The organism is Pseudorhodobacter aquimaris (assembly GCF_001202025.1).
In the GTDB taxonomy this organism is placed as follows: domain Bacteria; phylum Pseudomonadota; class Alphaproteobacteria; order Rhodobacterales; family Rhodobacteraceae; genus Pseudorhodobacter; species Pseudorhodobacter aquimaris.
Genome location: NZ_LGHS01000052.1, coordinates 43441 through 69459, shown reverse-complemented (window position 1 = coordinate 69459; position 26019 = coordinate 43441). Strand labels below are relative to the sequence as shown.

The window sequence follows — 26019 nt, the reverse complement described above, 5'->3', positions numbered from 1 at the left end:
GGTTCCTTCACAAATTTCCTCTTGGCACCGTAAGTTACGAGTGGTTAGCATTCGGTAACTAAATTTCGACTAGGGATCAGAAATGCATAAAGTTGTTATAGCAGGTGCGGCGCGCACGGCGATGGGCGGGTTTCAGGGTGTTTTCTCGGGTGTTCCGGCCGCGCAATTGGGCGGGGCTGCCATTCGTGCCGCCCTTGGAAACGCTGATCCGGCATTGGTTGAGGAGCTGTTGATGGGCTGCGTTTTGCCGGCGGGGCAGGGTCAGGCCCCCGCGCGGCAGGCAGGCTTTGCGGCGGGGCTATCCGATGCGGTTCCGGCGACTACGCTGAACAAGATGTGCGGCTCGGGGATGAAGGCGGCGATGGTGGCGCATGATCAGGTCGCGCTGGGCCAGACGCAGGTCATGGTGGCAGGCGGCATGGAGAGCATGACCGAGGCGCCCTATCTTTTGCCCAAAATGCGCAGCGGTGCGCGGTTGGGCCATGGCACCACCCTTGACCATATGTTCCTTGACGGGCTGGAGGATGCCTATGACAAGGGCCGCCTGATGGGCACCTTTGCCGAGGATTGCGCGCAGCCATCGGGTTCACCCGTGAGGATCAGGACGCCTATGCGCTTGCCTCGCTTAGCCGTGCATTGGAGGCGCAGAATTCGGGCGCGCTGACCACCGAGATTGCGCCCTTTACCGTGACCACCCGCAAGGGCGACATCACCATCAGCGCGGATGAGCAACCAAGCAAGGCCCGCCCCGAAAAGATCCCCACGCTAAAGCCCGCATTCCGCAAGGACGGGACGGTGACGGCGGCCAATTCTTCCTCTATCTCGGATGGGGCGGCGGCGCTTTTGATTGCATCCGAGGACGCGGCACAGACACATTCCCTGCCGGTTCGCGCCTATATCCGCGGCCATGCCAGCCATGCCCATGCGCCTTGTGATTTTCCGACAGCGCCGGTGCCTGCTGCGCGCAAGCTGTTGAAATCTTTGGGGTGGGACGCGCAAAGCGTTGATCTTTGGGAGGTGAACGAGGCCTTTGCCGTTGTCCCTATGGCCTTTATGCGTGAGCTGGAGATCCCGCATGACAAGGTGAATGTGAATGGCGGTGCTTGTGCTTTGGGTCATCCCATCGGCGCCTCGGGTGCGCGGATCATCGTGACTTTGCTTCATGCGATGGAACACCGCGGCCTCAAACGTGGAATCGCTGCGATCTGCATCGGCGGGGGTGAGGGCACAGCCATCGCGATTGAACGCCCCGATGCCTGATTACGCCGAGCTGACCAAAACGCTGACGTCCCTGTGCCACGGCGAAACCGATGCTGTTGCACTGATGGCTACGATTGCGTGCGAATTGCATCACGCGCATGAGATGTCTGATTGGACGGGGTTTTACCGCGTGACGGAACCGGAGGTCTTGAAAATCGGGCCCTATCAAGGCGGTCACGGCTGCCTTGTCATCCCGTTCTCCAAGGGGGTGTGCGGGGCGGCGGCGCGCTTGGGGCAGGCGCAGCTTGTCCCGGATGTAGAGGCGTTCCCGGGCCATATCGCCTGCGCGTCGTCAACCAGATCGGAGCTGGTCCTGCCGGTGTGGAGCGGCGCGGGGAAATTGCTGGGGGTGCTGGATCTTGATAGCAACACCCCCGACGCCTTTACCCAAACCGATGTGGACGCGCTGACCAAGCTGATGGCGCTACTTTTTGAAGGGGCGGAATAAGCGTGATTGCCCATGGCAAAGCGCTGCGATAACAGGCCCGTATGAGATTTATCTACACCCCCCCCGACACCCCGCTTTCCGTGCTGTTCGCGGATGAACACATCGTGGTGGCGGATAAGCCCTCGGGGCTTTTGTCGGTGCCGGGGCGCGGGGAGGACCGGCAGGATTGCCTGATCGGCCGACTGCGAGAGGTCTATCCCGATATCTTGCTGGTGCATCGGTTGGATCTCGATACATCCGGCGTGATGATTTTCGGGCGCACCAAGGCGGCACAGGGGTTTCTGGGCCAGCAGTTCGAAAAACGGCTGACCAAGAAGATTTACCTCGCACGGGTTTGGGGCGAGGTGGCCGAGGATACCGGCCGCGTCGACCTGCCCTTGATCGTGGATTGGCCCAACCGCCCGCGCCAGCATGTGAATTTTGAGACGGGAAAACCCTCGATCACCGATTGGCGGGCGCTGAAGCGCGGCAATGGCGAAACCCGGATGAAGCTGACCCCGCAAACCGGTCGCAGCCATCAGCTGCGGGTGCATATGCAGGCGATAGGGCACCCGATCTTGGGCGATCCGCTTTATGCGACGGGTGCGGCGGCGGATTTCCCGCGTTTGATGCTTCATGCCGACAGCTTGAAAATCCGCCACCCCGAAACCGAGGCTGCGATGAATTTCTCTGCGCCCTGCCCGTTTTAGGGGGCCAAGCAATCTTGCATGCCGGTTTGCTTGGTTCTAAGTTCACGATGTTCTCGGGGCGGGGTGAAATTCCCCACCGGCGGTATAGCCCGCGAGCGCCCTTTTCAAAGGGGTCAGCAGATCCGGTGAGATTCCGGGGCCGACGGTATAGTCCGGATGGAAGGAACAACGGTTGGGGTGGTTTTACCGCCCCGATCGCGCCTTGGGGGCCTGACATGAAACGGGAAGGTTCCTATGATTAAGACATTGAAAATCGCTTTTATCAAAGCACGTTGGCACGCGGGCATCGTCGATCAGGCGCTGACCGGCTTTGCGGATGAAATGAAGGCCGCAGGGCAGGCCGCCGATATTGTGCCCTTTGACGTGCCCGGCGCGTTTGAGATGCCGCTCTTGGCGAAACGTCTGGCGCAAAAGGGTGGCTATGACGCCGTGGTTTGTGCGGCTTTGGTGGTGGATGGGGGCCTCTACCGGCATGATTTTGTCGCCGCCGCTGTGGTCACCGGGTTGATGGATGTGCAGTTGGAAACGGGCGTGCCTGTGTTCTCGGTATCCCTGACGCCGCATCATTTCCAACCCACGGATGAACACATCTCATTCTTCACCCAGCACTTTGTTAAAAAAGGGGCTGAGGCCGCGCAGGCCGTGCTTGCTGTTGCGGCGATTGATTTGGACGGTTGATCGGCCCGCCCCCCGTTACGGTGTAAATCGGGGGGCGTGACCGCCTATTCGAATTCCATTTCCTCATAGACGACGCCCGCGTTTTTGGTGGCCAGCTCCTCAAACGTATCGAGATGGCGATAGGCGGATTGGTCAACATAATAGGCATCCGTAAGGTCACCGCCATTGTCGATATGCGCGCCGATTACCGAACGCAGATGCACCAGATAATCACGGGTATAGCGGGTCACCTGGGCAAAATTGGTCGGATGGCCATGGCCGGGGATGACATAGGTCGGTGACAGATCGGTCAGCGGGCCTTCCCATGTCTCGATCCAGCAGCTTGTGCAGGTGCCTTGAAAAATCGGCGGCATGCGTTCGTGGAAGGCGATATCGCCCGCGATCATCAGGCCCTGTTCGGGCAACCACACCTGAATGTCACCGGCGGAATGGGCAGGGCCGAGGTGGAGCACCTCAATCTGGAAATTCCCCATGGTGATGTCGCGGCGGTCGGTAAAGGTCTCTGTCGGGCCCATCGGGACGGTCCCTTCGGCATTTTCCAGCGCATAGCTTTGCAGGCCGGCCATGGATTGCCCTGCGGTATCGGCAAATTCGGCGGCGGCATCGGCGTGCGCCAGAACAGGCACGCCTTGATCGATCCAGTAGTTATTGCCCAGCATCGCGTGGCCTTGGCCGTTCTCATTGATCACCAGTTTGACTGGCTGATCGGTGACGGTTTTGATCTCGCCATGCAGGGCTTTGGCCAAAAGGTAGGACGCGCCGGAATTGACCACGACCACGCCGTCGCCGGTGACGATAAACGACAGGTTGTTGTTATGACCCGCGTTTTCATAGGTGGGCGGAGCAGTGGCACCAATGGCGGAAAACACATGGGGGATCACCTCGACCGGTTTGGAATAAAGCACCGATTGCGGGTATTGGTCGGGGATATCCTCGGACGCAAAGGCGGGTGTCGCAAGCAGGAAAAGGGCAAGAAAACGCATGATTTATCCTTCGATATAGGTGTAGCTGTCGCCGTCACGGGTGGCATGGCCCAAACCGCCGGGCAGGTGGAACCCTGCGATGACAAGCTGATCCGCGGTGATCTGATCAAGCAGTGAGACCCGCGTTGCGGCCGCCAGATCGGGATCCTGATCCGAGGGTGACGCCGCATCGGGACGCAAAAATGCCAGATGATCGTTGGAGATGGCATCCCCCGTCACCAAGACCTTACCGCCAAGGATAAACGCCATATGGCCGGGTGTGTGGCCGGGGGTCAGACGTGCGGTGATACCGGCCAGCGGCTCTTCGCCATCCGCAAAGAACTGCAACTGATCGGCAATAACCTCCAACCTGCGGGCCGCCCCCACGGCAAAGCTGGCGCGGGCATCGCCGATGGTATGGACGGTGTTCGGGTCCATCCAATAGTCGAACTCGGCACGGCCCATAAGATATTCGGCATTGGCAAATTTCGGGTCGTCAAAATCATCCAAAAGCCCCCACAGGTGATCGGGATGCGCATGGGTGAAAACGACATGGGTGATATCATCATGCGAAAGACCCGCGGCCGCCAGCGCGGCCTCCAGCTTGCCCGCCGAGGGCATGAAGTCGGGGCCGGCCCCCACATCGAACAGCACATTACGCGTGCCATCCTGATAAAGCGTGAGGTTGCAGGGCGGGGTGTAGCTGTCGGGATCAAGGTTGAACTTTTGGCGGATGCCGGCCGCCTCGGTCGCGTCCAGTCCGGCCAGCACGAAATCGCCCGGCAGGGTAAGGTTACCATCCGACAGCATCGTCAGCTTTGCGTCCGGCAGGGTCATCGTGCTGGCGGCAAAGCCTGCGCGTGGCAGGGTAAGGGCGGCGACGGAAAGCGCCATAAAGTCACGTCGTTTCATAGGGGTCCCTTTCAGCAGATGGGTTGGCAGCGCACGGTTACGCGCCGAACATATCGGCGGTGATGCCCGCATACCAACCAAGGCTTTCCTCATAGGTGGCTTTGCGAAGGGCATCATCTTCGCCCCGCTGGCTGATAAAGCCTTGCACCGAGGCGATTTTTTCAGGCGTCGGCGCATAGCTGGCACCGACTTTCACACCGTCATCGGGCGCGATCAAAGACCAGCAGGTGTTGGAATATCTGGCCGGAAATACCTTTGATCCGGTCAGCGCGCCGCGGATATGATTGGCCGCGACTTTGGCCTGTGAATTCGCGGAAAAGGCCGATTTCGGCATATCCGCCTGATTGGTGGCATCGCCCAGAACATAGATATTCGTATCCGTTTTCGACAGCATGCTGTCGGCCTGGACAGGCGCCCATCCGCCCTCGGTCACATCCGCAAGGCTGGCGATATTGCCCGCGCGCTGTGCGGGGATGACGTTGCAGACATCGACTTTTTCAACCTCACCGTCCACCACAACCTCCATCGCGTCGGGGCGAACCTTCAGCATGTTACCGCCCATATCGGGACCGATGCGGGTGATCATGCCGGGGTAATGCCTGTCCCAGCCCTCCTCGAACAACGCCTGTTTGGAATAGCCCTCCTTGGGGTCGAGGATCAGGATCTTGGCCGTCGGGTTATGGGACTTCAGATAATGCGCGACCATCGAGATCCGTTCATAAGGGCCGGGCGGGCAGCGGTAGGGGTTGGGTGGTGCGACCATGGCAAAGGTGCCGCCTTCGGGCATCGCGGCCAGTTGCGCCTTTAAAAGCTGTGTCTGGCTGCCGCCCTTATAGGCATGGGGCATGGCATTTTGCGCCGCCAGCGACCATCCGGGAACCGAGCCTTCGACAAAATCAATGCCGGGCGACAGCACCAAACGATCATAGGGCATGACCACCCCCGAGGCGAGCGTGACCGCTTTGGCGTCGCGGTCCACGCCAGTTGCGAAATCATGCACGACGTTGACGCCGTACTCTGCGGCCAATGTGCCATAGCCGTGGCCAAGGCTTTTATACTCGCGAAACCCGCCCAGAAAGAGGTTGGAGAAAAAGCAGGTGTAATAGGTGCGGGTCGGCTCCACCAACACCACATCCAGCGCACCTTTGCTGTCCTTGGCCAAGTAGCGCGCGATTGTGGCCCCGCCTGCCCCCCCGCCGATGATGACCACACGCGGGCGGGTTCGGGCGATTACCATCGGCGCGGTGAGGGTTGCTGTCAGCGTGCCAATGAATAAGCGTCTGTTTAGTGCGATCATAAATCCTCCCGTTTCAGTTTGCGCCCGTCAGTTTTCGATTGTGGCGTAATAGGCGGCAAGTGCGGCGATTTCCTCATCCGACAGGCGGGCAGCCACCATCTGCATCACCGGATGGGGCCGCTGTTTGGCCCGATAGGCAAGCATGGCGGCTGTAAATTCCTTTGTGGGCCAGCGGGTGATGGAAGGGATCCCGTCAAACGATCCATCGCGCTGGTGGCAGGTGGTGCATTCTGCCGAAAGGTACTCTCCGTACTCCGCATCGCCAAGGGGCTGTGCCGCGGCGCCACCGGGAAGCGCCGCGAGAACAGACAGGAGGAAACGCGCCCCCCGTCCCATGTTATTCCCCGAAACTTGCGAGATAGGCGATGACGGCGTCCCGGTCTTCGGATTTTTTAAGACCGGCAAAGGACATCTTGGTTTTGGGCACGACGTCGCGCGGCTTTTCAAGATAGGCATGCAGGGTGGCATCATCCCAGATCATACCGCCCGCGCCCGCCTCAAGCATAGAGTCGGAATATTTGAACCCGTCAACAGTGCCGGCCGTGCGGTTGATCATCCCGTTCAGGGTCGGGCCGACACGGTGCTTGGCGCCCTCACCAACCTGATGGCAGGCGGCGCATTTCTTGAACACCTTTTCGCCGGCTGCGATCAGGGCGGGGTCAACAGTCGCTTCGACAACCGGCTCTGGTGCGGGTGCTTGGGCAGGTGCTTCGGCTTCTTCAACCGGCGCGTCATCGGTCAGGTCATTTGGTGTGACGTCCAGCACGGTCGCATGCATGGTAATCTCAACGCTCTCCTTGCAGTTTTCCATGCAGGCGGGTGCCGAGAATTGCGGATATTCCGTGGTTTCCCGATCATCGAGGAAGAACCCGCCCGCATTTGGCAGCTCAAAATCCGCAAGGTTTTCATGCGACAGAACGAAATCATCCTCAATCAGATCGTTGGAATAAAGGATATAGGCGACGATGGCATAGACGTCATCGGGCGCCAGGGTTTGCGCCGCGCCAAAGGGCATGGAGCGGTTGACGTAATCCCAAACGGTTGACACATGCGGCCAATAGCTGCCCACGGTTTTCAGCGGGTCCTTGCGGTCCAGCGTATTCATACCGCCCGCAAGTTTCGGCCAGTTGTCGATGCCCTCGGCAAAATCACCGTGGCAAGAGGCGCATTGATCGGCAAAGATTTCCTCCCCCACCAGCGCATCGCCGGACCCGACAGGAAGGCCCTTGCCGTCGGGGCGCACATCCTTGTCCCAGGCGGCGACTTCCTCGGGCAGGGCGGCACGGCCAAGGCCCAGTTTATCCGCCATGGCGGGGGTTGCGAGCAGGCTTGCAGCCAGCGCGAGATTAAGAAACTTCGACATTTTCAGCCTCCCCATTGGTTTTGACCCACCAGGTTTGAATAGCATTGTTGTGATAGACAGAGTTGAGCCCACGCACTTCGCGCAGCTGCGCCTTGGTCGGTTGCACATAGCCGGTGCTGTCGGTGACACGTGATTGCAACAGCATCTCTTCGCCCTGCCAGTTGTAATCGAAATAGAAACGGGTCAAGGCCATCTCCTGCCCCGGTGCGGCAAGCCGCGCCTTGGCCCATGTCTTGCCCCCGTCGACCGAGACATCAACGCCCGTAACCGCACCGCGCCCCGACCATGCCAGCCCGGTGATAACCAGGGGACCATGGCCGTGCTTGATCGGCATTTGCGGGCTTGGGGCGGTGATCACGGATTTCGCATCCATCACCCATGTCCATTTGCGCGAGGTGCCGTTTTCCATCGTATCGGTGTATTTCGAGGTTTCCTCACGGCTTTCCACCGGGGCATCGGTCACTTCCATCCGGCGCAGCCATTTGACCCAGAGGTTGCCCTCCCAGCCCGGAACGACCAGCCGCACCGGATAGCCATGCTCCATCCGCAGGGCCTCACCATTGGCCTTGAAGGCGATCATGCAATCGTCCAGCGCCTTTTCCATTGGGATCGACCGCCCGTTCGATGATGCATCGGCCCCCTCGACATAAAGCCAGTTCCCTTCGGGCTTGATGCCCGCCTCATCCAGCAATGTGCGCAGGGTGACGCCGGTATATTCCATATTATGGATCATGCCGTGGGTGAATTGCGACCCGTTAAGCTGTGCGCCGGCCCATTCCATCCCCGAATTTGCCGCGCATTCCAGAAAACAGGTGCGGGTGACGCGGGGAAAGCGTTCCAAGTCCTCATAGGTGAAGATCAAGGGCGTCTCGACCAGCCCGTTGATCATCAGCCGGTAATCTTCCTTGGCCAGCTCTATCGCGCCGGAGTGGTGGCGCTCGAATGCGCAGCCCTGCGGTGTGATCGTGCCATCCAGCGCGTGGATTGGCGTGAAGTTGATCGAGGAGATCACATCCGCCGTCAGCCATTCCACATTGCGCCGCACCACGTCCCCCTCAAAACGAATGGGCATGCCGTAGGGCGCATCATCGACGCCAAGGCCAAGGCCGGAGGCCCATTCCTGTACCTCGGTAATCAGGGGATCGGGGATTTGTGCAGCCGCGCCGCCCGCGACAAAGGCGGTGCCTGTCGCAGCACTTGCGGCCAGAAAGCCGCGGCGGGTTGTGCCGTTGGTGGGTTCGTTTGTCATGACGAAACCTTTCTGAAGCGGTTGGGTTTAGACGCCGGTCACATCGACCGAGGTATTGGGATCAAGTTTGACGGTGCCGATCTTGCGGATATGGTCCTCGACCACATCCCAGATCGGCGGGCCTTCGGTGCCTTCATTCACTGATGCCCAGCCGGCCACGATATAGGTCCGCGCAGGGTCAATCGCCTCGCCGGTTTTCAGCAGGGTCATATTGGAGATCCGGCTGCCGATGGGCTTGGAGACATCGATGGAATAGCCAAGACCGCCGACCCGCACCATATCGCCGCCCTGCTGGTAATAGGGGTCGGTGTTGAACAGGTTGTCGGCCACATCCTCCAGCACGACATTCAGGAACTCCCCCGTCATCTCGGTGCGGTAACAGTTGGGATAGGTCATGGAGGTGGCGTTGTGGATATCCTCACGGGTGATGTTTTCGCCGGGCATCACGCTGGCACCCCAGCGCACACCGGGGGACATGGCGATCTCGGCGTCACGCTCTGACAGCATGGCATCGCAGATCAGGTCATCCCATGTGCCGTTGAAATTGCCACGACGGTAGAGCAGGCTTTCGGTCTTGCCGATCACCTCTTCCAGCTGGTCCTTGAAGGGCGCGCGTTCGGCGTCGATCAGCGCGGCCATCTCGGCATCGGGCGTAATCACATCCGCGAAAATCGGGATCAGCTTGTGGCGGAAACCCATCATCTTGCCGTCACGCACATCCAGATCGACGCGGGACACATATTTCCCGTGGCTGCCCGAGGCGATAAGGATGGTTTCACCGACCAGCACCGGCTCGGGGATCGCATCATGGGTGTGGCCGGTCAGGATTACGTCGATACCTTTGACGCGCGACGCCATCTTGCGGTCCACGTCAAAGCCGTTATGCGACAGCACAACAACCAGATCGGCCCCCGCAGCGCGCACCTCTTCGACCATTTCCTGCATACGCTCATCACGGATGCCAAAGCTGTATTCAGGGAACATCCAGCCGGGGTTGGCGATCGGCATATAGGGGAAGGCTTGCCCGATAACGGCAATTTTCGCGCCGCCACGCTCAAACCAAGTGTAGGGCTCAAAGGCGGGTTCATCCCATTCGGCATCAAAGATATTCTGCCCAAGGAATGGGAAGGGCAACGCGTCGACGATTTCCTTCACGCGCTCAGTGCCCAAGGTCCATTCCCAATGCGAGGTCATCGCCTCGACGCCAAGTTTGTTCATCACATTGACCACATCCTGACCCTTGGTCAAAAGTGAGGTCATGGAGCCATGCCATGTATCACCACCGTCCAGAATAATCGCCTCGGGGCGCTCGGCGCGGATGGATTTGACGACCGTCGCCACACGGTCCATGCCGCCCATTTTGCCATAGGTCTTGCCAAGGGCGATGAAATCTTCATGGGTCAGGGCATAGGCCTCAGCGCTGCCGGGTTGCAGGTTGAACTCCTTGATGAAATCCATGCCGGTGATATGGGGCGGGATACCTTTGACATCGCCCACACCGATATTGATCTCCGGCTCGCGGAACCAGATCGGTTTGAGCTGGGCGTGGATATCGGTGATATGGATCAGCGTGACATTGCCAAAGGCGTCAAACTGCAAAAGCTGGTCTTGGGTCAAGGCCTGCTGTGCTGCAAGACGGGACCAATTGCCAACGCCAGATGCGCCATAAAGGGCGGATGCGGCCACCGAGGCCTGAAGAAACTCGCGCCGAGAGATCATAGGGTGATCCTTTCAAACAGACATGACCAAGCCAAGCGCCCAAAAGGCGGGAAGGTCGTTTCGGGTTTTAACTGGTTTCAAGAGTCCGGGCGCCCCGATCAAAGGCGCCCGGCGCGTTTAGTGACGAACGCCAACGCCTTCGACGGCCAAACCATTGCCACGCGATGCGACATAGAGCTCAAGCGCGTTGAATTCATCCGAACCGATCGCAAAGGTTTCGGCGCGGGTATCACGCACACAACCGACAAAGCGACCCTGAGCGGTCACAAGCCCTGCATCTTTCAAACGGTACAGAGGGAAGCCATTTGTATGGCCTTGCGACAGGTGATCCGAACGGATGTAGTTGCCGTTGTTATCCTCATGGCAATTGGCGCAAGACAGCTCCAACTGGCCATAACGAGTATAGTAGATTTCCTTGCCCAATTCATAGAACGGGGCGGCAGGACCGTCGATGGCCACATTCACCAATTCGCCGCGCGATTGCAGCGAGATCAGCGCCATCATATCCGTCATGTCACCGCCTTTGGGGTTCCATGCCTCGGCACCCATACGGGTGGTGCGGCAGTTGTTGACGTAAGCCTCTATATTCATCAGCTTGCCGGTTTCCGCATCGACGCGCGGAATGACAGGGCGCAGGCCCGCCATGCTTTCGGGGCCTTCATGACAAGACGCGCAGGACTTCCCCTCGGTCCCGTCAACAGCGTTCCATGTATCAAGCCCGCGATCCACAAAGATCATGCCGGGATTGTCGAAATCATCGGCCTGCATGGCGCGGGTTTCGGTATCACGGAAATGCCAACCGGAAATCAGTTCTGGCAGCGCACCGTCAAGATGGGCTGGCGCCTCGGCTGTGGTCTTGATTTCGACACCGTCGATGACGAGCTTGTCATCGACCGGGTCTGCGATGGCCATGCCGGTTAAGGCAAGGCCAAAGAGTGCGGTTGCGGCTAGTGCCGTCTTGATTCTCCGCGGCTTCATATTGTCTCCTCCCTCTATGTGGCTGCGGAAATCAGGCGATTTCGATTGACTTGCTCTCTTCATAGACAGAGCCGTCATCATCATACCAAGTGAACTTGAATTCACCCGCTTCGGGAACCACGGCCTCGAACTCGATATAGGGGTTCGTGGAAATTGCTGGTTCCAGCGTCGCGTCAATCACGTTCTTGCCGTTAAAGTCGCAAGTGAAACGGTTGATGATGGACCGCGGGATAACAGCGCCTTCCTTGTCCTTGCGCTGACCGGATTCCATCGGGTGGCTGATCAGCGTTTTCAGTACAATCGCTTCGCCAGCCTTAGCTGATTTCGGCACTTTTACGCGGGGTTTTACATTATCTGCCATGTCAATATCTCCCTAAATCAGCCGCCGCAGCCGCCGATGGTGACTTTCACTTCCGAAGACGCGCGTACGAAACTGCCATCTGCCAGCTGGGCAATGGCGATCACGTCTTGTGTCTGGGACAGACGAATACGGGTCGAGGCCATATGCGCCCCTGCCAATTCGCCAAACTTGAAGGTTGCGACCGCAGGGGTCGGGTTGCCGGCGGCCAGCACCAGAATGGCGACGGCATCGGGGGCATCAACAGATACGGGAACCGTATTGCCGTTTTCCGCGATTTCCGGGGCGGTCAGGGTAACGCCGGGTCCGGTGCCAACCTCGGCACCACCGGTAAAGGCCGCAACAGCCTCGTCAACGCTTGCCAGTGCAAGCGAGGGGATCGCGGCGGCGGCCACGCTTCCCAAGGCCAGCGCCAGGGCTTCTCTTCTGGAAAAGTTCATCTTTTCACTCCTCAGTCACGTCCGGATCGTGCCGGACAGGGGTGTTGGGTTATTCTTTGAACGTCAGCAGATAGGCGACAACGTCTTCGACCTGCTGGGCGTTAAGGATCGGTGCAAGCGGCTCTGCGCCCGCCTTGCCGGTGTAGTCGTCACCGGGGCGGATATAGCCGGATGATTTGTAAAAGGCCGGCATGACCGTCCCTTCGAAGGTCATTTTGGCATTGCCGACAAGACCACGAAGCTGGGCTTCGGTCCAGCGGTCTGCGGCACCATCAAGGGCGGGACCCACATCACCTGGAAAGGGAATATCCTTGGTGATCTCGGCCGCATGGCACGCCACACAGTTGCCCAAGGCGGCCGTGCTAAAGACCCGCTTGCCCTCCTCCGGGTTGCCGGGATTGCCGGACAATGATTGTGTAATTGCGCCATCCGTGAATTCCACGTCAGCCGGCGCAGTCTGAGCTGTGACAGCGCCTGCGCAAAACACAGCAGCAGCCATACCAAATAAAATTTGGCGCTTCATTCGAAGTCCTCCCTGTTTCCTCCGAATCCAAGGATAGACCAAGCTTGGCGCTTTGCGCAATAATGATATTTAAATTATTGCATATCTTCGCAATCACGGTTGCAAAGCAAGGTGTTACTGGCCTGGAACAACCAGTGTGCGGGCAAGATACTTCTGAAAGTGTTCGCCGGATTCGTACTCTTTGTCTTTGACCCAAGTCAAAAGAGCGCCAGTTGTGCCCTTGCCAAATGCTCCGGGCATAGAGACGATGGCCGCCTGCTGTGCGGTTTGGCCCTCTGTCACCTCTTGGGGGAAGAACATCATTGTGGGGGTAAAGACCACGCCCCAGCGCTGTGCCATTTCTTTTTCCGGCAGGGCGGTGCCGTCAAAATCGGTCACCTCGACATCGCCAAAAAGGTTCAACTGGACCACAAAATAGTTATCGCGGATCAGCCCATTGATGGCGGGGTCGGGAAAGACCTCTTCATGCATCTTGCTGCAATAGATGCAGCCGCGCTGTTCCCAGATTACCAACAGGCGCTTGCCTTCGGCATTTGCCTCGGCCAGATCGTCACGTAGATCCTTGAAGGTATCGCGCAGCCATTCGGGCTTATGCAGCCCGTCATCACCCAATTCGGCCGCCGAAACCGGCAGGGCAAGGGCAAGCAAGGTTGCAAGCGTGGCGAAAATGCGGGTCATAAAATCCTCCTGATTTATTTAAGCGTGGCGGACCAGTCAAAATGCCGGATCATGAAATCGGCGATATAATTCACTGAATTGGTCGCGATGAGGATGGCAAAGAGCACCAGCATCGCCCCCATGATCTTTTCCACATGGCCAAGATATTTGCGGTTGCGCCCGACCCAGGCCAGAAACGGCTTGGCGAAAAATGCGGCAATCACAAAGGGCAAGGTCATCGACAGCCCGTAAACCAGCAACAAGCCACCGCCTTGCCACAGATCCCCCGATCCCGAGGCCATGAACAGGATCGCAGCCAGGGCCGGGCCTACGCAAGGTGTCCAGCCAAAGCCGAAAGCAAGCCCCATCACATAGGCGCCTATCAGGCTGGAGGGTTCTGTTTTCGCCTCGATCCGCGCCTCTCGGTACAGGAACGGCACCTTGATGACGCCCAGAAAATGCAGGCCAAACACAAACAGTACCGCCGCCGCGACATAGGAAAGCTGCTCTTTCCACTGGATGAACGCGGTGCCAAGCGCCGTCGCCCCCAAGCCCAAAAGCACAAAGATCGAGGTCACCCCAAGCGCAAAGGCAATCGCCGATCCCACCAACCGTTTTTGCGCACCGGGCGCGATTTCACCGTCGCCGCGCAATTCCTGCATCGAGATGCCCGCCATATAGGACAGGTAAAACGGCACCATCGGCAAAATGCAGGGCGATAGAAAGCTTAATATACCGGCCAAGGCCGCCCCGCCGTAACTGATCTCAAACATATCTGACCTCTCCCAGACCGATCCTTGACATAACAGCCCCCTGCAGGCGACAGGGGCGGTCCCCCCGAAGGGGCTTGCGCCAGTGATGATTCATATTACAATGTGAATATATTTTAACAGGCCGTCAATCATGCTCATCCCTGCGCGACTTTTTCTTTCCCGCCTCCACCATGTCGTGATGACGCTTGCCCTGGCCCTGGCGCTGGGCCTTGGCGCGGTCGGCAGTGCGGCTTGGGCGCAGGATTTCACGCTTTATATGGTGGAACAGGCGGGCTGCATCTATTGTGAGCGTTGGAATGAAGAGGTGGGTGAGGCCTATCCGCTGACCGCCGAAGGCCGCGCCGCGCCCCTGCAACGGATCGATCTGCGCGACCCGATCCCCGAGGGGGTTACATTCACCCGCCGCGCTGCCTTTACGCCAACCTTTGTGCTGATCAAAGACGGTCAGGAAGTGGGCCGACTTGAGGGCTATGCGGGGGATGAATTCTTTTGGGTCCTTCTGGCAGATATGCTGGAAAAGGCCGGGGCGACGTTGGAGTAACTGTGGCGGTTTTCTTTGCGAAGCTGTCTTGGCATGTGCAATAAGCACAACAGGAAATAACGGCCCATGACAAATAAGGGCCCGCGGATGAGGAATGCAAGGCGTGCCATCTGACACAGCGAGATCAGACGATACCCAAGCGCAGGACGCCACCTGCGCCGCGATCCCGCCTGAGAAAATGCTGGAGAACGCCTATGAGGCGGCCAATTTTCTGAAGGCGCTGGCGCATGAGGGGCGCTTGATGATCTTGTGCCACCTGTCATCGGGGCCAAAAAGCGTGACAGAGCTGGAAGGCTTGCTCTCGTCGCGCCAAGCGGCCGTAAGCCAGCAGCTTGCGCGGTTGCGGCTGGAGGGGCTGGTTTCTGCAAGGCGTGATGGCAAGGCGATTTTTTATTCTCTGCATGATCCCAAAGTCACCCGGGCCGTGGCCCTTGTCTATGATATGTTTTGCAAACCGGGCTGAGCCCCGCATGTTAAAGGGGCTGTGACATGGAAGAGATACCATTTGGCGTTTGGGCAGCCTTGGCAGGTTTGATTGCCGGTGTGGTGCTGGGGCTTTCGGCACGCTTGGGGGATTTCTGTACGTTAGGCGCGCTGGAATCGGCGCTTTATGGTGAAGATCAGCGTCGCTTGCGGCTTTGGGGTGTGGTTCTGGCCGTGGCGATTTTTGGCACCCATCTGGCGGCTGCTGCGGGGATGATCGACATCGGCGGTACGTTTTACCATCAGATCGCGTGGAATCCGCTGGCCTCTATCGCGGGCGGGTTGTTGTTTGGCTATGGGATGGCGATGGCGGGGAACTGTGGCTTTGGCGCGCTGGTGCGGTTTGGCGGTGGGGATTTGCGGTCGCTTGTCGTGGTCGTTGTGATGGGGATTTTTGCCTTTGTCGCGCTGTCCGGCCCCTTGGCCCCGATGCGTGACGCGCTGTTTCCGCAAATGGATGCGACCGGCCCGCAGGGGATTACCCATACCTTGGGGATGCCGCCATTGATTACGGCGGGGGTGGTGTCGCTTGGCCTGTTGATCTGGGCATTGGCGCATCCGGGCCTGCGCGGATCACCGCGACAGTTGATGTGGGGCGTGGCGGCGGGGGCGGCTGTGGTCTGGTCCTTTGCAGCGACGACATGGCTTGCGGATGAAAGCTTTGGCGCGGTGCAGGTTGAAGGGTTGTCCTTCACCGCACCGCTTGGCCGGACGCTGATCTGGCTGATGACCTCTACCGCCGGCGGGATTTCCTTTTCGGTGGGGACGGTTTGCGGGGTGATGCTGGGTGCTTTGGCCGGGTCGCTTTGGCGCGGGCTGTTCCGCTGGGAGGCCTGTGAGGACCCGCGCGAATTGGGCCGTCAGGTCTCGGGCGCTGCGATGATGGGCGTGGGCGGTGTGACGGCGCTGGGGTGTTCGGTGGGGCAAGGGGTTTCGGCCTTTGCCACGCTGGCGTGGTCCGGGCCGGTGACATTGGCCGCGATTGCATTGGGGGCAATGTTCGGGCTGCGCCGCTTGATCGGCGGGTTCCAGCCGGAATAGGGGGGCTTTGCCGCCCCCCTAAAGGGTTATCCGCGCAGGGTGCCGCCCGTCGCCTTGCTGACCTTTTCGATGATCTTGGCGCTTACTGCCTCAATATCCTTATCGGTCAGCGTGGTCTGGGTCGGCTGCAGGCGCACGGTTAGGGCGATGGATTTCTTGCCCTCACCCATCTGGGCCTCGGCCTTTTCGCCGGTGAACTGGTCGAACAGGCGCACCTCGGCGATCAGGGCTTTGTCGGCACCTTGGGCGGCGTTCAGCGCGGTCAGCGCCTCAACCCCCTTATCCACGACAAAGGCGAAATCACGTTCGACGGCTTGCAGGTCACTGATCGTCAGGGCCGGACGCGTGGTGGTTTTGGCCTTTGGTTGCGGCACCTTGGCGGGATAGACGGTAAAGGCCATGACTGGCCCTTTGATCCCCATTTCGGTGACGATCTTTGGATGCAGCTCACCGTAGGTCGCCAAGGCGTTCGGTCCCAGCGCGATGGTACCGGCACGGCCCGGATGGAACCATGCGGGAACCTTGCGGTTGATCTGTGCACGGGCAGGCGCACCGAGGGCGGCCAGAACCGCCTCGGCATCGGCCTTGGCATCATAGATATCGACCGGACGACGAGAGCCATAGGGATCACGCGGCGCGTTATGGCCAACAAGGATACCGGCGGCCTGGGTGTGTTGCTCACCGGGTTCGCCGCCCGAAAAGGCAGGGCCAACCTCGGCCAGTTGCATATCCATAAAACCGCGCGCCTGATTGCGGGCCGCGGCACGCAAGAGGCCGGGCAAAAGATCAGGGCGCAGATGCGACATCTCGGAGGAGATCGGGTTGTCCACCCGCACCGCATCCGTACCGCCGCCGAACAATGTGGCCGAGGTTTGATCGATAAAGCTGTAGGTCACACATTCGTTATAGCCCAAAGCCGCAAGAGTGCGCCGTGCGCTGCGTTCCCGGATCTGGGCAGGCGTCAGAATGGGGGCAGGCACGCCTGCCTGTGTGCGCGGCAGGGGCTTACCCACCAGTTTTGACAAGGAGGCAACGCGGGCGATTTCCTCAACCAGATCGGCCTCTCCCTGCACATCGGGGCGCCAAGAGGGCGGTATGGCCTGATCGCCGTTCAGGGTGAAGCCCAGTGCCGTAAGCGTTTGGCGCTGTTCGGATTCCGCAATCTCCATCCCGACCAGCGAGCCGGTGCGTGCGGCATCGAATTTGTAGCTGCGCGCGGTGTCGATTGCGGCCCCGTCGGTAACAACGGTGGACGCCTCACCCCCGCAAAGATCGAGGATCATCTGTGTCGCCAGATGTAGTCCCGGCAGGGTAAAGGCCGGATCCACGCCCCGTTCAAACCGGTAACGCGCGTCGGAATTGATTTTCAGCGCCCGGCCCGTCGCGGCGATGGTGATCGGGTCCCAATAGGCGGATTCGAGGAATACATCATTGGTCACCTCTGTACAGCCCGAGGTCTCTCCGCCCATGATACCTGCCAGCGATACCGGCGCAGTATCATCGGCAATGACCATCTGGCCCGCGCGCAGGGCATAGGTCTTGTCGTCAAGCGCCAACAGGGATTCCCCCTCAGCCGCCATACGAATTTGCAACCCGCCCGAGAGTTTTGCCACATCAAAGACATGCAGCGGACGGTTGAGGCCCACGGTAAAATAATTGGTGATATCCACCAAAGCCGAGATCGGGCGCAGGCCAATGGCCCGCAGACGCGCCTGCAACCACGCAGGGGAGGGGCCGTTTTTCACGCCACGGATTACGCGGCCGGTGAAATGCGGCGCGGCCTTGGTCTTGAGGTCGGCATCGATCGTGACGGTGACGGGGCAAGGGAAATCACCTTTGATCTCCGATACATCCATCGGCTTGAGCGTGCCCAGACCGCGTGCCGCCAGATCGCGTGCCAAGCCGCGCACACCCAATCCGTCAGGACGGTTCGGGGTGATCTTTACGTAAATCATCGGGTCGTTCAGCCCGCGGTAGTCGATAAAGCGTTCGCCCAAAGGTGCGTCTTCGGGCAGGTCAATGATGCCGTCATGATCATCCGAGAGCATCAGCTCACGCTCCGAACACAGCATCCCGTTGCTGTCGATGCCGCGAATATTGCCGGGCTTCAGGTCAACGCCGGTGCCGGGCACATGGGTGCCAACGGGGGCAAAGACACCAACCAGACCGGTGCGCGCATTGTGCGCGCCACAAACAACCTGCACCTCTTCGGGCGCAGATCCGGGACCGCCGGGAAAGGTTTCGACACGGCACAGACGCAGACGGTCGGCATTGGGGTGCTGCACCGCCTCAATCACGCGGCAGATGCGGAATGCGCCCAGCGTATCTGCGGGGTTCTCGACGCCCTCCACCTCATGGCCCAGATCGGTGAGGGCATATAGAATGTCATCAAGCGATGCGGTGGTTTCCAGATGATCCTTGAGCCAGGACAGGGTGAATTTCATGGCAGAGCCCTTTTTATCGTGCAGCGGGGGAAGCGGCCGGTTCTATCCCGCCTCAACCCATTTTTAGACTGGTCTCATATAGCTTATGCAGGTGCATTGCAAAAGGTGGTACGATTAAGACGGCGGATTGGAAAGGCCGGATCGACAGAATTCGGCGTAATATGCCTGTGGGTTGACGCCGAATGTACAATAGAAAATGGCCGCGACGGGTGGGGCGCGGCCATTGTAGAGTTTTTGCCAAGCTGTGCGGGGATGTGGTGCCCCGGCCGCCCGGATCAGCCCTTTTTCGGCGGGACGAACCGTTTGCTGGTATCTGTTGCTCTTGGCTTGTTCGGCTTGGCAAAGGGTTTGCCAGCTCCGGGCTTTCCGCCTTGCGACTTGAACCCTGCCGAGCGTGATTTGGGCGCCGCTGCGTCGGCTTTCCAACGTGGCTTGCGCTCGCCGCCCGCCTCAGGGCTGGCGCCACGTGGCGCATAAGGTTTGGCACCATCGGCACGTTTGGTATGGGGTTTCGCGCCCTCGGGGGCTTCGGCCTTTTTGGCATAGGGTTTGCGCGGCGCCGCGTCGCGTTTTTCCCAAGGTTTACCGTCACCTGGTTCGCGTTTTACCCATGGCTTTTTGGCACCATCGGCGGCATGGGGCTTTTTGGCCCCGTCAGGTTTTGGGCCGCGCTTTGGCTTATCGTCCTTATAGGCCTCATAGCCTTTGGGCGCGCCGGTATCGGGCTTCCAGTTGCTCTCGGGTTTGGGGGCGTTTTCACGCTTTGTATAGGGTTTGCGCTCTGGCAACGGGGCGTCATCTTCGACAAAACGGGATGGTTTTGGCTTATAGGCAGGCTTTTCACGGGGCGCGCGAGCAGGGCGTTCGGGACGCTCAAGCGATGGTTCACCGTCCATGCGGGTCATCGAGACACCTTCTTCAAGGTTAACACCGCTGCCGAATTTATCGGCCACGCCCTTGCCGATCTGCACATATGTCAGGTCATGCTGCACGCGAATCGCGCCGATGCCGTCCTTGGTGATGCCGCCTGCTTCGCAGATTTTGGGCAAAAGCCAGCGTGCCTCGGCGCGGCCTGTGTGGCCGACCGAGATCGTGTACCAGACCGATGCGCCGAATTCGCCGCGTGGTTTTGGTTCTGGCCGTTCTCCGGGTTTTGCCACATCGGACAGAACCTCGGGCGAGGACCGGCCTTGACGCCAGAGCGATACAAACGCCGAGGCCACCTGTTCAGGTCCGAACCGGTCCAGCAACAAGGCCCCCAGCTCGGCGTTTTCACCGTCATTAGGCCCCAATGCGGGATGCTCCAAGATGCGCTGGTCGTCGCGTTCCTGCACTTCCTCAGCAGAAGGGGCGGCCCCCCATTCGGCCACAACCTTGGCACCTTGCAGCAAACGCTGTGCCTTGCGGAATTCACTCGGGGCAACGATCAGCGCCGAAACACCCTTGGAACCGGCGCGGCCTGTCCGGCCCGAACGGTGCAGCAATGTGTCAGAGTTGCTTGGCAAATCGGCGTGGATCACCAGCTCCAACCCCGGAAGGTCGATGCCGCGTGCGGCCACATCCGTGGCGATACAAACCCGCGCGCGCCCGGTCCGCAATGCGGTCAGCGCGTTGGTGCGTTCCTGCTGCGACAGCTCACCTGACAGGGCCACAACCGCAAAGCCGCGATTGCCCATGCGTGCCATCAGATGGTTCACATTGGCGCGGGTTTTGCAGAATACGATCGCGGTTTGCGCCTCATAGAAACGCAAGAGGTTAAAGATCGCATGTTCGCGGTCACGGACCTGAACCGAAAGGGCGCGGTATTCGATGTCGACGTGCTGCTTGGCCTCACCAGCGGTCTGGATGCGCAGCGCGTCAACTTGGAAATCCTTGGCCAAGGCTGCAATCGCTTTTGGCACGGTGGCTGAAAACATCAGCGTGCGGCGCTCTTCTGGCGCTTGGGACAGGATGAATTCCAGATCATCGCGGAACCCGAGGTCCAGCATTTCATCGGCCTCATCCAGCACGGCGGCCTTCAGCCCCGACAGGTCAAGCGAGCGGCGTTCGATATGGTCGCGCAAACGGCCTGGCGTGCCCACAACGATATGCGCGCCCTGATCCAGTCGGCGCTTTTCTGTGCGGTAATCCATACCACCGACACAGGTGGCGATCTTGGCGCCGGCCTCACCGTAAAGCCACTCCAGCTCTCGGGCGACCTGCAATGCCAGTTCGCGCGTTGGCGCAATAATCAGTGCGGCGGGCACATCGGCGAACAAAAAGCGGTCGGCACCCGCCAGCAAATCTGGCGCGATGGCGATCCCGAAGGCCACGGTTTTGCCGGATCCGGTTTGCGCCGAAACCAACAGGTCGCGCCCTGCGGCCTCATCGGCCAGTACGGCTTCTTGTACGGGGGTAAGGCTTGCATAGCCCTTGGCATCCAGCGCCGCAGCCAATGGCGCGGCGATATTCATATTTTCGATCATGTATTCTGCCTAATCAGAGGGGCGATATTGCCCGTTAAACGGCCGCCACACCCCTGACTGACACAGGCCTCCTCGCCTGACAGCACCGGAATATCTTTGGGCCAAGCGCGCCTGATAACGCCAAACCGGCCAAGAGTCCATGAAAACTATTGACCAAACGAGGTTTCGGGCGATCACGAAAGGCACCCCCTTTCCCCTTGGCCGTAAACAAACTAGTTTGGAACGATCGAAATAACGCATGCGGAGCATCGTAATGACCCAACGTCTTCACCTCGTCTTTGGCGGCGAACTGATCAGCACCGAAGGCACGACCTTCAAAGATCCTGACAATATCCACATTGTCGGAATGTTCCCCAATTACGCAACGGCCTATACCGCGTGGAAAGCCGAGGCGCAGCGCACCGTGGATGAGGCGCAGACGCGTTATTTCATCGCCCATATCCACCGCCTTCGTGATGAGGACCAGCCAGGCTCTCCGACCGAAGAACTTGGCGCGTGATGGTCGGCGATGGCCTATTCCCTTGGCCTGACGCTTTATAATCTTGCGAACCGCAGGGCCGCGGCCTCTGATGCTGCGCGCCCGCCCCGACCTGCGGGGCGGCTGGTGTGGCTACATGCGCCCGCGCGAAACAATCTGCCGCAAATCACCGGGTTGGCCCGCAGGCTGGAGGAAGAGCACGATCTGAATATCCTGCTGACCAGTGATGCCGCACCCGACCTGTCCCATCCTGGGGTGATCTGGCAGCCCACGCCCGCCGATAACCCGGCAGAGGTAAGGCGGATGCTTGATCATTGGCGCCCCGATGCCATCGTGCTGGCCGAAGGGCAGTTGCGCCCCGCCTTGCTCCATGGGGCATATGAGCGGCGCATTCCTTCGGTTTTGGTTGATGCCCGCACGCCCGCCATCATGCAGGGGAATGAGGGCTGGTGGCCGGGTCTGGTGCGCGGGCTGCTAGGGTCAATGAATGCCGTGCTGACGGTTGACGGCCCCTCTGCGCGTGCGTTTCGCCGGGCAGGGGCGCCGACCAGCATTGTGAAGGTGACCGGACGAATGGAAACCCCCAGTGCGATTTTGCCCTGCGCTGAGGCGGAGCGCGCCTATATCGCCACCCAGTTGGCAACCCGCCCCGTCTGGTTTGCGGCCGGCCTACCAGAAGCAGAAGAGGCCGCCGTCATCGCCGCCCACCGTGGCGCGCTGAGGGTGGCGCATCGGCTATTGCTGATCCTATCCCCGCAAGATGCGGCCCGCATACCGGCGCTGGCCGCCGATCTGGAACAGGATGAGCACTGGGTCGTTGCCTGCCGTTGCCATGACGACGATCTGGAGGCGGATGTGCAGGTCTATATCACCGAGCCGGGGGTGGAATACGGGCTGTGGTACAGGCTTGCCCCGGTCACCTATCTTGGCGGTGGCATGGGAGAAGGCGGCATCAACCGCGATCCGATGGAGGCCGCTGCACTTGGCTCTGCGATATTGCACGGCCCGCGCGCTGGGCGGTTCGGGACCACGCTGGGGCGGCTTGCCTCGGCGCAGGCCACCAGCCTTGTGCGCAACGCCGCCGAATTGCGCCGCGGGTTGATAGAGCTGTTGTCCCCCGACCGTTCCGCTCGTTTGGCACAAGCGGCTTGGACCGTGGAATCCGACGGGGCAGAGGCGACCGATACGGCGATCAAAGTGATATGTGACTTGCTGGAAAGGCAAAGCTGATGCAGGCCCCCGGTTTTTGGTACACTGCGCCCGATGCGCCGGGATGGCGTGCGCGGCTGTTGGCGCCGCTTGGCTGGGCCTATGGTGCGGCCACGGCACGAAGGTTGCGCAAAGGCGCGGGGTTCAAGGCACAGGTTCCGGTGATCTGTGTGGGCAATCTGAACGCGGGCGGCACCGGCAAAACGCCAACAACCATCGCCTTAATTGAACGGTTATTGGCGCGCGGTGTTGCGGTGCATGTGGTCTCGCGCGGCTATGGCGGGCAGTTGCGGGGGCCAGTGCGGGTTTCAGAGCGGCTCCATACCGCCACGGATACGGGTGATGAGCCGCTGTTGCTTGCCGCCTTTGCACCCACTTGGGTGGCGCGCGACCGTGCGGCGGGTGTTATGGCGGCGCAAGAGGCGGGCGCGCAGGTGATCTTGCTGGATGACGGATTTCAGAATCCATCAGTTGCCAAGGATCTGTCCTTGGTCGTGGTCGATGCCGCGCGCGGCTTTGGCAATGGCCACTGCCTGCCCGCAGGCCCGTTGCGAGAGCCGGTGCCTGTGGGATTGGCCCGCGCGGATTTAGTGCTGTCCATCGGGGGGGATGAGGCCCAGCTCGGTTTTGCCGACATTTGGGGTGATGCCCTGCATCTGCCGCATGTGACCGGCCGGTTGGAGGTCTTGCAGATGGGCATGGACTGGACCGGCGAAAAGGTTCTGGCCTTTGCCGGTATCGGCCATCCAGAGAAATTCTTTGCCAGCCTGCGGGCCACGGGGGCCAACCTGCTGCGGGCAGAAGGGTTGAGCGATCACCAACCCTTTACCGATGCGCTGCTGCGGCGGCTGTCGCATGATGCGGCAGGCTTGGGGGCGCAGCTTGTCACCACGGAAAAAGACGCGGTACGCCTGCCCGCCGTTTTCCGGCCCAAGGTGCTGACATTGCCGGTCCGGCTGCGTTTGACCGATTGGACGGTGCTGGATGCAGCTTTTGACCGGCTCGGGTTGTGATTGCGGGGTCAGGCCCTAGCCGTGCAGCTTTTGGGTGATTTCGGCTACGATCCGGGGGACCGGCTGGTCGATGTCCACCGTGATTGCGGGTTCTTCGGCGGTTGGGGGCTCCAAGGTGGCGAATTGGCTTTGCAGCAGGGTCGCGGGCATGAAATGCCCCGACCGCGCCGCCATACGCGCGGCAATCAGGTCTCGGCTGCCCTTTAGGTAGATAAAGCAAACCGGCCCGCCTGCATGTTCGGCAATACGGTTGCGATAGCTTTTGCGCAGGGCCGAACAGCCCAGGATCCCCGGATCGGCCAAGGCCGCGCCAACCTTTGCCAGCCAAGGCCAGCGATCAGCATCCGTCAGCGCCTCGCCTCGAGCCATCTTGGCGATATTGGCCGCCGGATGCAGATCATCGCCGTCAAGATATCTCGTGCCAATGGCCCGCGCCAGCGCCACCCCGACCGAGGATTTGCCGCAGCCCGCGACCCCCATCAGCACATAGCGCCCGCTTGCCAATCGCATCCGCAAGATCTAGGCCGGGTCTGCGCCAATCGCGGCCAGCATCGCCTCTGCCACCTCGATATCCTGAATGCCGGTGCCAGAGCCGACGCCAACACCGCCAACCAGCATCCCGCCCATATAAATCGGCAAACCACCCGCAAGTCCGGTCACGGCACCATTGCTGGCCTGTGCAAGTGCTGTGCGTATCCCCTCGGGGATATTGGCGCTTTGGGCGCCGGTGCTGGCCGCTGTCTGTGCCTTGGCACGGGCCGAGCGCAGCGACAGAAACTTGGCCCCGCGCATCCGCAAAACCCCCAGATCAACGCCCGAGGCATCCACGATCACGAGGCATTGCGGCTGGCCCATCGCCTCGGCCTTGGCACAGCCTGCGTCCAGCATCGTGATGATCGCGGCGTTGCGCAGTGTTTTTGTGTCTTCGGTAAATCCCATAGCCATCCCTTTATTTGACCCATGCCGAGCGGCAGGTTGCCGCTAACAAAGCAGCCCTGCAAAGAAACTGCAATGGGCCAGAGGCCTGCCATCATCGACATGCTACGATCTGCCCTGCATCATTCGGCCCCAACACCAATCCGCAGGGGGCGTATGCGCCATGACCCAATCCTAAATCGACCTGGCCGCCGCACTGCGACAAGGCCTGCCCTAAGCTTGGGGGGCGCTTTGATTGGGCGGGCGGTGATGAGTTTTGCTGTGCGCTTCCTCTGCAAGCAATTGTCAAAACCTGGCGCGGGGGATGCAATATAGGTTGGGCAATTTGGAATGTTACGACGACGACCTTGGCCGAGGATCTCATGGCGATGTTTGGTGACAGGCGGGCGATCACAAAGCGATCGCTATGGCTTGGCAATATGGGGGTGCCGCGCGTATAAGCAGACCTCTAACCGCACCAGCCGAAAGCATGACCTGATGACCATTCACCTGCATCGCAACGACCTGCCCGACGGGCTTGACCTTGGCAATCTCGTCGCGATTGATACCGAGACGATGGGCCTTGATCCACGCCGTGACCGGCTGTGTGTTGTGCAACTTTCGGCAGGGGACGGGAATGCGCATCTGGTGCAGATCGCCAAGGGGCAAACCGCGGCCCCCAATCTGGAACGGCTGCTGACCGATCCGAATGTGACCAAGCTTTTCCACTTTGGCCGCTTTGATATTGCCGCGCTGCAAAATGCCTTTGGGGTGGTGACGGCGCCTGTCTGGTGTACCAAGATTGCCTCGCGGTTGGTGCGGACCTTTACCGACCGGCACGGGCTAAAGATATTGCTGTCGGAAATGGTGGGGGTCGATGTATCCAAACAACAGCAATCCTCTGATTGGGGTGCTGTGAAGCTGACCGAGGCGCAAAAGGAATATGCGGCCTCGGATGTGCTGTATCTGCACCGGCTCAAAGAGGCGCTGGAGGCGCGTTTGATCCGCGAGGACCGGATGGATCTTGCCAATCGGCTGTTCTATTTCCTGCCTACACGGGCCGAGCTGGACCTGATGGGATATGATACGCCGGTAGATATTTATCACCACTAAACAGCAGATAT

Annotated in this window: 27 protein-coding genes, 1 pseudogene and 1 riboswitch; of the genes and pseudogenes, 11 read left to right on the top strand and 17 right to left on the bottom strand. The window is 60.1% G+C overall.

The window, feature by feature from the left end; genetic code table 11:
* Nucleotides 1-82: 82 nt before the first annotated feature.
* From AKU94_RS09000 to AKU94_RS08985, 4 genes and pseudogenes are all read left to right on the top strand, one after another.
* A pseudogene (locus AKU94_RS09000) lies at nucleotides 83-1260 on the top strand (thiolase family protein).
* Nucleotides 1253-1708 carry a GAF domain-containing protein gene (locus tag AKU94_RS08995; RefSeq protein WP_050526948.1) on the top strand — a complete coding sequence of 152 codons (456 nt, stop codon included), beginning with the start codon at nucleotides 1253-1255 and terminating at the stop codon, nucleotides 1706-1708. Before AKU94_RS09000 ends, AKU94_RS08995 begins: the two are co-directional and overlap by 8 nt.
* A gap of 41 nt (nucleotides 1709-1749) precedes the next feature.
* Nucleotides 1750-2397 (top strand): pseudouridine synthase, encoded by a 648-nt coding sequence (locus tag AKU94_RS08990; protein WP_050526947.1) that lies wholly within the window; start codon nucleotides 1750-1752, stop codon nucleotides 2395-2397.
* A 45-nt stretch (nucleotides 2398-2442) separates the two neighbouring features.
* Nucleotides 2443-2568: riboswitch (FMN riboswitch) on the top strand.
* A gap of 63 nt (nucleotides 2569-2631) precedes the next feature.
* Entirely contained in the window at nucleotides 2632-3075 is a 444-nt protein-coding gene (locus AKU94_RS08985) for a 6,7-dimethyl-8-ribityllumazine synthase (RefSeq protein ID WP_050526946.1), read from the top strand.
* A 44-nt stretch (nucleotides 3076-3119) separates the two neighbouring features.
* On the opposite strand, the gene AKU94_RS08980 is transcribed toward AKU94_RS08985, so the two are convergent.
* The 13 genes from AKU94_RS08980 to AKU94_RS08920 form a co-directional block, all read right to left on the bottom strand.
* The gene (locus tag AKU94_RS08980) at nucleotides 3120-4058 is read right to left on the bottom strand and encodes an MBL fold metallo-hydrolase (RefSeq protein WP_050526945.1); all 939 of its coding nucleotides are present in this window, start codon (nucleotides 4056-4058) and stop codon (nucleotides 3120-3122) included.
* A 3-nt stretch (nucleotides 4059-4061) separates the two neighbouring features.
* Nucleotides 4062-4949 carry an MBL fold metallo-hydrolase gene (locus tag AKU94_RS08975; protein WP_083445013.1) on the bottom strand — a complete coding sequence of 296 codons (888 nt, stop codon included), beginning with the start codon at nucleotides 4947-4949 and terminating at the stop codon, nucleotides 4062-4064.
* A gap of 37 nt (nucleotides 4950-4986) precedes the next feature.
* Nucleotides 4987-6243 (bottom strand): NAD(P)/FAD-dependent oxidoreductase, encoded by a 1257-nt coding sequence (locus tag AKU94_RS08970; RefSeq protein ID WP_050527123.1) that lies wholly within the window; start codon nucleotides 6241-6243, stop codon nucleotides 4987-4989.
* Between the two features lie 30 nt (nucleotides 6244-6273).
* Nucleotides 6274-6582: a c-type cytochrome gene (locus AKU94_RS08965; RefSeq protein WP_050526944.1), complete on the bottom strand. Its 309-nt coding sequence runs from the start codon at nucleotides 6580-6582 to the stop codon at nucleotides 6274-6276.
* A 1-nt stretch (nucleotide 6583) separates the two neighbouring features.
* A complete protein-coding gene (locus AKU94_RS08960; protein ID WP_050526943.1) occupies nucleotides 6584-7609 on the bottom strand; it encodes a c-type cytochrome in 1026 nt (341 codons plus the stop codon).
* On the bottom strand, nucleotides 7593-8858 hold the full coding sequence (gene soxC / locus AKU94_RS08955; RefSeq protein WP_050526942.1) for a sulfite dehydrogenase: 1266 nt from the start codon (nucleotides 8856-8858) through the stop codon (nucleotides 7593-7595). Before soxC ends, AKU94_RS08960 begins: the two co-directional genes overlap by 17 nt.
* A 27-nt stretch (nucleotides 8859-8885) precedes the next feature.
* Nucleotides 8886-10577, bottom strand: a complete 1692-nt coding sequence (soxB, locus tag AKU94_RS08950; RefSeq protein ID WP_050526941.1) for a thiosulfohydrolase SoxB — start codon at nucleotides 10575-10577, stop codon at nucleotides 8886-8888.
* Nucleotides 10578-10694: 117 nt separating this feature from the next.
* The gene (gene soxA, locus AKU94_RS08945; RefSeq protein ID WP_050526940.1) at nucleotides 10695-11555 is read right to left on the bottom strand and encodes a sulfur oxidation c-type cytochrome SoxA; all 861 of its coding nucleotides are present in this window, start codon (nucleotides 11553-11555) and stop codon (nucleotides 10695-10697) included.
* Between the two features lie 31 nt (nucleotides 11556-11586).
* Nucleotides 11587-11916: a thiosulfate oxidation carrier complex protein SoxZ gene (gene soxZ, locus AKU94_RS08940; RefSeq protein ID WP_050526939.1), complete on the bottom strand. Its 330-nt coding sequence runs from the start codon at nucleotides 11914-11916 to the stop codon at nucleotides 11587-11589.
* Between the two features lie 17 nt (nucleotides 11917-11933).
* Nucleotides 11934-12353, bottom strand: a complete 420-nt coding sequence (gene soxY / locus AKU94_RS08935; protein ID WP_050526938.1) for a thiosulfate oxidation carrier protein SoxY — start codon at nucleotides 12351-12353, stop codon at nucleotides 11934-11936.
* A gap of 49 nt (nucleotides 12354-12402) precedes the next feature.
* Nucleotides 12403-12876: a sulfur oxidation c-type cytochrome SoxX gene (gene soxX / locus AKU94_RS08930; RefSeq protein WP_050526937.1), complete on the bottom strand. Its 474-nt coding sequence runs from the start codon at nucleotides 12874-12876 to the stop codon at nucleotides 12403-12405.
* Nucleotides 12877-12990: 114 nt separating this feature from the next.
* Nucleotides 12991-13554 carry a SoxW family protein gene (locus AKU94_RS08925; RefSeq protein WP_050526936.1) on the bottom strand — a complete coding sequence of 188 codons (564 nt, stop codon included), beginning with the start codon at nucleotides 13552-13554 and terminating at the stop codon, nucleotides 12991-12993.
* A 14-nt stretch (nucleotides 13555-13568) separates the two neighbouring features.
* Nucleotides 13569-14306, bottom strand: a complete 738-nt coding sequence (locus AKU94_RS08920) for a cytochrome c biogenesis CcdA family protein (RefSeq protein WP_050526935.1) — start codon at nucleotides 14304-14306, stop codon at nucleotides 13569-13571.
* A 130-nt stretch (nucleotides 14307-14436) separates the two neighbouring features.
* Here AKU94_RS08920 and AKU94_RS08915 point away from each other — a divergent pair, with 130 nt between their 5' ends.
* The 3 genes from AKU94_RS08915 to AKU94_RS08905 all read left to right on the top strand — a co-directional run bounded on the left by AKU94_RS08915 (nucleotide 14437) and on the right by AKU94_RS08905 (nucleotide 16371).
* Nucleotides 14437-14847 (top strand): thioredoxin domain-containing protein, encoded by a 411-nt coding sequence (locus AKU94_RS08915; RefSeq protein ID WP_232295732.1) that lies wholly within the window; start codon nucleotides 14437-14439, stop codon nucleotides 14845-14847.
* 178 nt (nucleotides 14848-15025) lie between these two features.
* Complete coding sequence (locus tag AKU94_RS08910) at nucleotides 15026-15310, top strand: ArsR/SmtB family transcription factor (protein WP_232295738.1); 285 nt, start codon at nucleotides 15026-15028, stop codon at nucleotides 15308-15310.
* Between the two features lie 26 nt (nucleotides 15311-15336).
* A complete protein-coding gene (locus tag AKU94_RS08905; protein WP_050526934.1) occupies nucleotides 15337-16371 on the top strand; it encodes a YeeE/YedE family protein in 1035 nt (344 codons plus the stop codon).
* 26 nt (nucleotides 16372-16397) lie between these two features.
* On the opposite strand, the gene pheT is transcribed toward AKU94_RS08905, so the two are convergent.
* On the bottom strand, nucleotides 16398-18815 hold the full coding sequence (gene pheT, locus AKU94_RS08900) for a phenylalanine--tRNA ligase subunit beta (protein ID WP_050526933.1): 2418 nt from the start codon (nucleotides 18813-18815) through the stop codon (nucleotides 16398-16400).
* A 275-nt stretch (nucleotides 18816-19090) separates the two neighbouring features.
* Entirely contained in the window at nucleotides 19091-21280 is a 2190-nt protein-coding gene (locus tag AKU94_RS08895; RefSeq protein WP_083445010.1) for a DEAD/DEAH box helicase, read from the bottom strand.
* A gap of 253 nt (nucleotides 21281-21533) precedes the next feature.
* Between AKU94_RS08895 and AKU94_RS08890 the strand changes: the two genes are divergently transcribed.
* From AKU94_RS08890 to lpxK, 3 genes are read left to right on the top strand one after another with little or no spacing between them, the layout of a single operon-like run.
* Nucleotides 21534-21779: a DUF4170 domain-containing protein gene (locus AKU94_RS08890; RefSeq protein ID WP_050526932.1), complete on the top strand. Its 246-nt coding sequence runs from the start codon at nucleotides 21534-21536 to the stop codon at nucleotides 21777-21779.
* A 9-nt stretch (nucleotides 21780-21788) separates the two neighbouring features.
* Entirely contained in the window at nucleotides 21789-22988 is a 1200-nt protein-coding gene (locus AKU94_RS08885; protein ID WP_050526931.1) for a 3-deoxy-D-manno-octulosonic acid transferase, read from the top strand.
* Nucleotides 22988-23980 carry a tetraacyldisaccharide 4'-kinase gene (lpxK, locus tag AKU94_RS08880; protein ID WP_050526930.1) on the top strand — a complete coding sequence of 331 codons (993 nt, stop codon included), beginning with the start codon at nucleotides 22988-22990 and terminating at the stop codon, nucleotides 23978-23980. The genes AKU94_RS08885 and lpxK overlap by 1 nt, the downstream gene beginning before the upstream one ends.
* A gap of 15 nt (nucleotides 23981-23995) precedes the next feature.
* Here lpxK and AKU94_RS08875 read toward each other — a convergent pair whose 3' ends face one another.
* Together AKU94_RS08875 and AKU94_RS08870 are read right to left on the bottom strand one after the other, a co-directional pair.
* Nucleotides 23996-24490, bottom strand: coding sequence for a gluconokinase (locus AKU94_RS08875; protein WP_198144878.1), 495 nt, complete (start codon nucleotides 24488-24490; stop codon nucleotides 23996-23998).
* Between the two features lie 9 nt (nucleotides 24491-24499).
* Complete coding sequence (locus tag AKU94_RS08870; protein ID WP_050526929.1) at nucleotides 24500-24919, bottom strand: GlcG/HbpS family heme-binding protein; 420 nt, start codon at nucleotides 24917-24919, stop codon at nucleotides 24500-24502.
* Between the two features lie 474 nt (nucleotides 24920-25393).
* Between AKU94_RS08870 and AKU94_RS08865 the strand changes: the two genes are divergently transcribed.
* The gene (locus AKU94_RS08865; RefSeq protein WP_050526928.1) at nucleotides 25394-26008 is read left to right on the top strand and encodes a ribonuclease D; all 615 of its coding nucleotides are present in this window, start codon (nucleotides 25394-25396) and stop codon (nucleotides 26006-26008) included.
* Nucleotides 26009-26019: the final 11 nt, after the last annotated feature.

Excerpts from the sequence above, each read along its gene's own strand:
- AKU94_RS08995 (WP_050526948.1), top strand. The coding sequence starts at position 1,253 with ATGCCTGATTACGCCGAGCTGACCAAAACGCTGACGTCCCTGTGCCAC.
- AKU94_RS08990 (WP_050526947.1), top strand. The coding sequence starts at position 1,750 with ATGAGATTTATCTACACCCCCCCCGACACCCCGCTTTCCGTGCTGTTC.
- AKU94_RS08985 (WP_050526946.1), top strand. The coding sequence starts at position 2,632 with ATGATTAAGACATTGAAAATCGCTTTTATCAAAGCACGTTGGCACGCG.
- AKU94_RS08980 (WP_050526945.1), bottom strand. The coding sequence starts at position 4,058 with ATGCGTTTTCTTGCCCTTTTCCTGCTTGCGACACCCGCCTTTGCGTCC.
- AKU94_RS08975 (WP_083445013.1), bottom strand. The coding sequence starts at position 4,949 with ATGAAACGACGTGACTTTATGGCGCTTTCCGTCGCCGCCCTTACCCTG.
- AKU94_RS08965 (WP_050526944.1), bottom strand. The coding sequence starts at position 6,582 with ATGGGACGGGGGGCGCGTTTCCTCCTGTCTGTTCTCGCGGCGCTTCCC.
- AKU94_RS08960 (WP_050526943.1), bottom strand. The coding sequence starts at position 7,609 with ATGTCGAAGTTTCTTAATCTCGCGCTGGCTGCAAGCCTGCTCGCAACC.
- soxC (WP_050526942.1), bottom strand. The coding sequence starts at position 8,858 with ATGACAAACGAACCCACCAACGGCACAACCCGCCGCGGCTTTCTGGCC.
- soxB (WP_050526941.1), bottom strand. The coding sequence starts at position 10,577 with ATGATCTCTCGGCGCGAGTTTCTTCAGGCCTCGGTGGCCGCATCCGCC.
- soxA (WP_050526940.1), bottom strand. The coding sequence starts at position 11,555 with ATGAAGCCGCGGAGAATCAAGACGGCACTAGCCGCAACCGCACTCTTT.
- soxZ (WP_050526939.1), bottom strand. The coding sequence starts at position 11,916 with ATGGCAGATAATGTAAAACCCCGCGTAAAAGTGCCGAAATCAGCTAAG.
- soxY (WP_050526938.1), bottom strand. The coding sequence starts at position 12,353 with ATGAACTTTTCCAGAAGAGAAGCCCTGGCGCTGGCCTTGGGAAGCGTG.
- soxX (WP_050526937.1), bottom strand. The coding sequence starts at position 12,876 with ATGAAGCGCCAAATTTTATTTGGTATGGCTGCTGCTGTGTTTTGCGCA.
- AKU94_RS08925 (WP_050526936.1), bottom strand. The coding sequence starts at position 13,554 with ATGACCCGCATTTTCGCCACGCTTGCAACCTTGCTTGCCCTTGCCCTG.
- AKU94_RS08920 (WP_050526935.1), bottom strand. The coding sequence starts at position 14,306 with ATGTTTGAGATCAGTTACGGCGGGGCGGCCTTGGCCGGTATATTAAGC.
- AKU94_RS08915 (WP_232295732.1), top strand. The coding sequence starts at position 14,437 with ATGCTCATCCCTGCGCGACTTTTTCTTTCCCGCCTCCACCATGTCGTG.
- AKU94_RS08910 (WP_232295738.1), top strand. The coding sequence starts at position 15,026 with ATGCTGGAGAACGCCTATGAGGCGGCCAATTTTCTGAAGGCGCTGGCG.
- AKU94_RS08905 (WP_050526934.1), top strand. The coding sequence starts at position 15,337 with ATGGAAGAGATACCATTTGGCGTTTGGGCAGCCTTGGCAGGTTTGATT.
- pheT (WP_050526933.1), bottom strand. The coding sequence starts at position 18,815 with ATGAAATTCACCCTGTCCTGGCTCAAGGATCATCTGGAAACCACCGCA.
- AKU94_RS08895 (WP_083445010.1), bottom strand. The coding sequence starts at position 21,280 with ATGATCGAAAATATGAATATCGCCGCGCCATTGGCTGCGGCGCTGGAT.
- AKU94_RS08890 (WP_050526932.1), top strand. The coding sequence starts at position 21,534 with ATGACCCAACGTCTTCACCTCGTCTTTGGCGGCGAACTGATCAGCACC.
- AKU94_RS08885 (WP_050526931.1), top strand. The coding sequence starts at position 21,789 with ATGGCCTATTCCCTTGGCCTGACGCTTTATAATCTTGCGAACCGCAGG.
- lpxK (WP_050526930.1), top strand. The coding sequence starts at position 22,988 with ATGCAGGCCCCCGGTTTTTGGTACACTGCGCCCGATGCGCCGGGATGG.
- AKU94_RS08875 (WP_198144878.1), bottom strand. The coding sequence starts at position 24,490 with ATGCGATTGGCAAGCGGGCGCTATGTGCTGATGGGGGTCGCGGGCTGC.
- AKU94_RS08870 (WP_050526929.1), bottom strand. The coding sequence starts at position 24,919 with ATGGGATTTACCGAAGACACAAAAACACTGCGCAACGCCGCGATCATC.
- AKU94_RS08865 (WP_050526928.1), top strand. The coding sequence starts at position 25,394 with ATGACCATTCACCTGCATCGCAACGACCTGCCCGACGGGCTTGACCTT.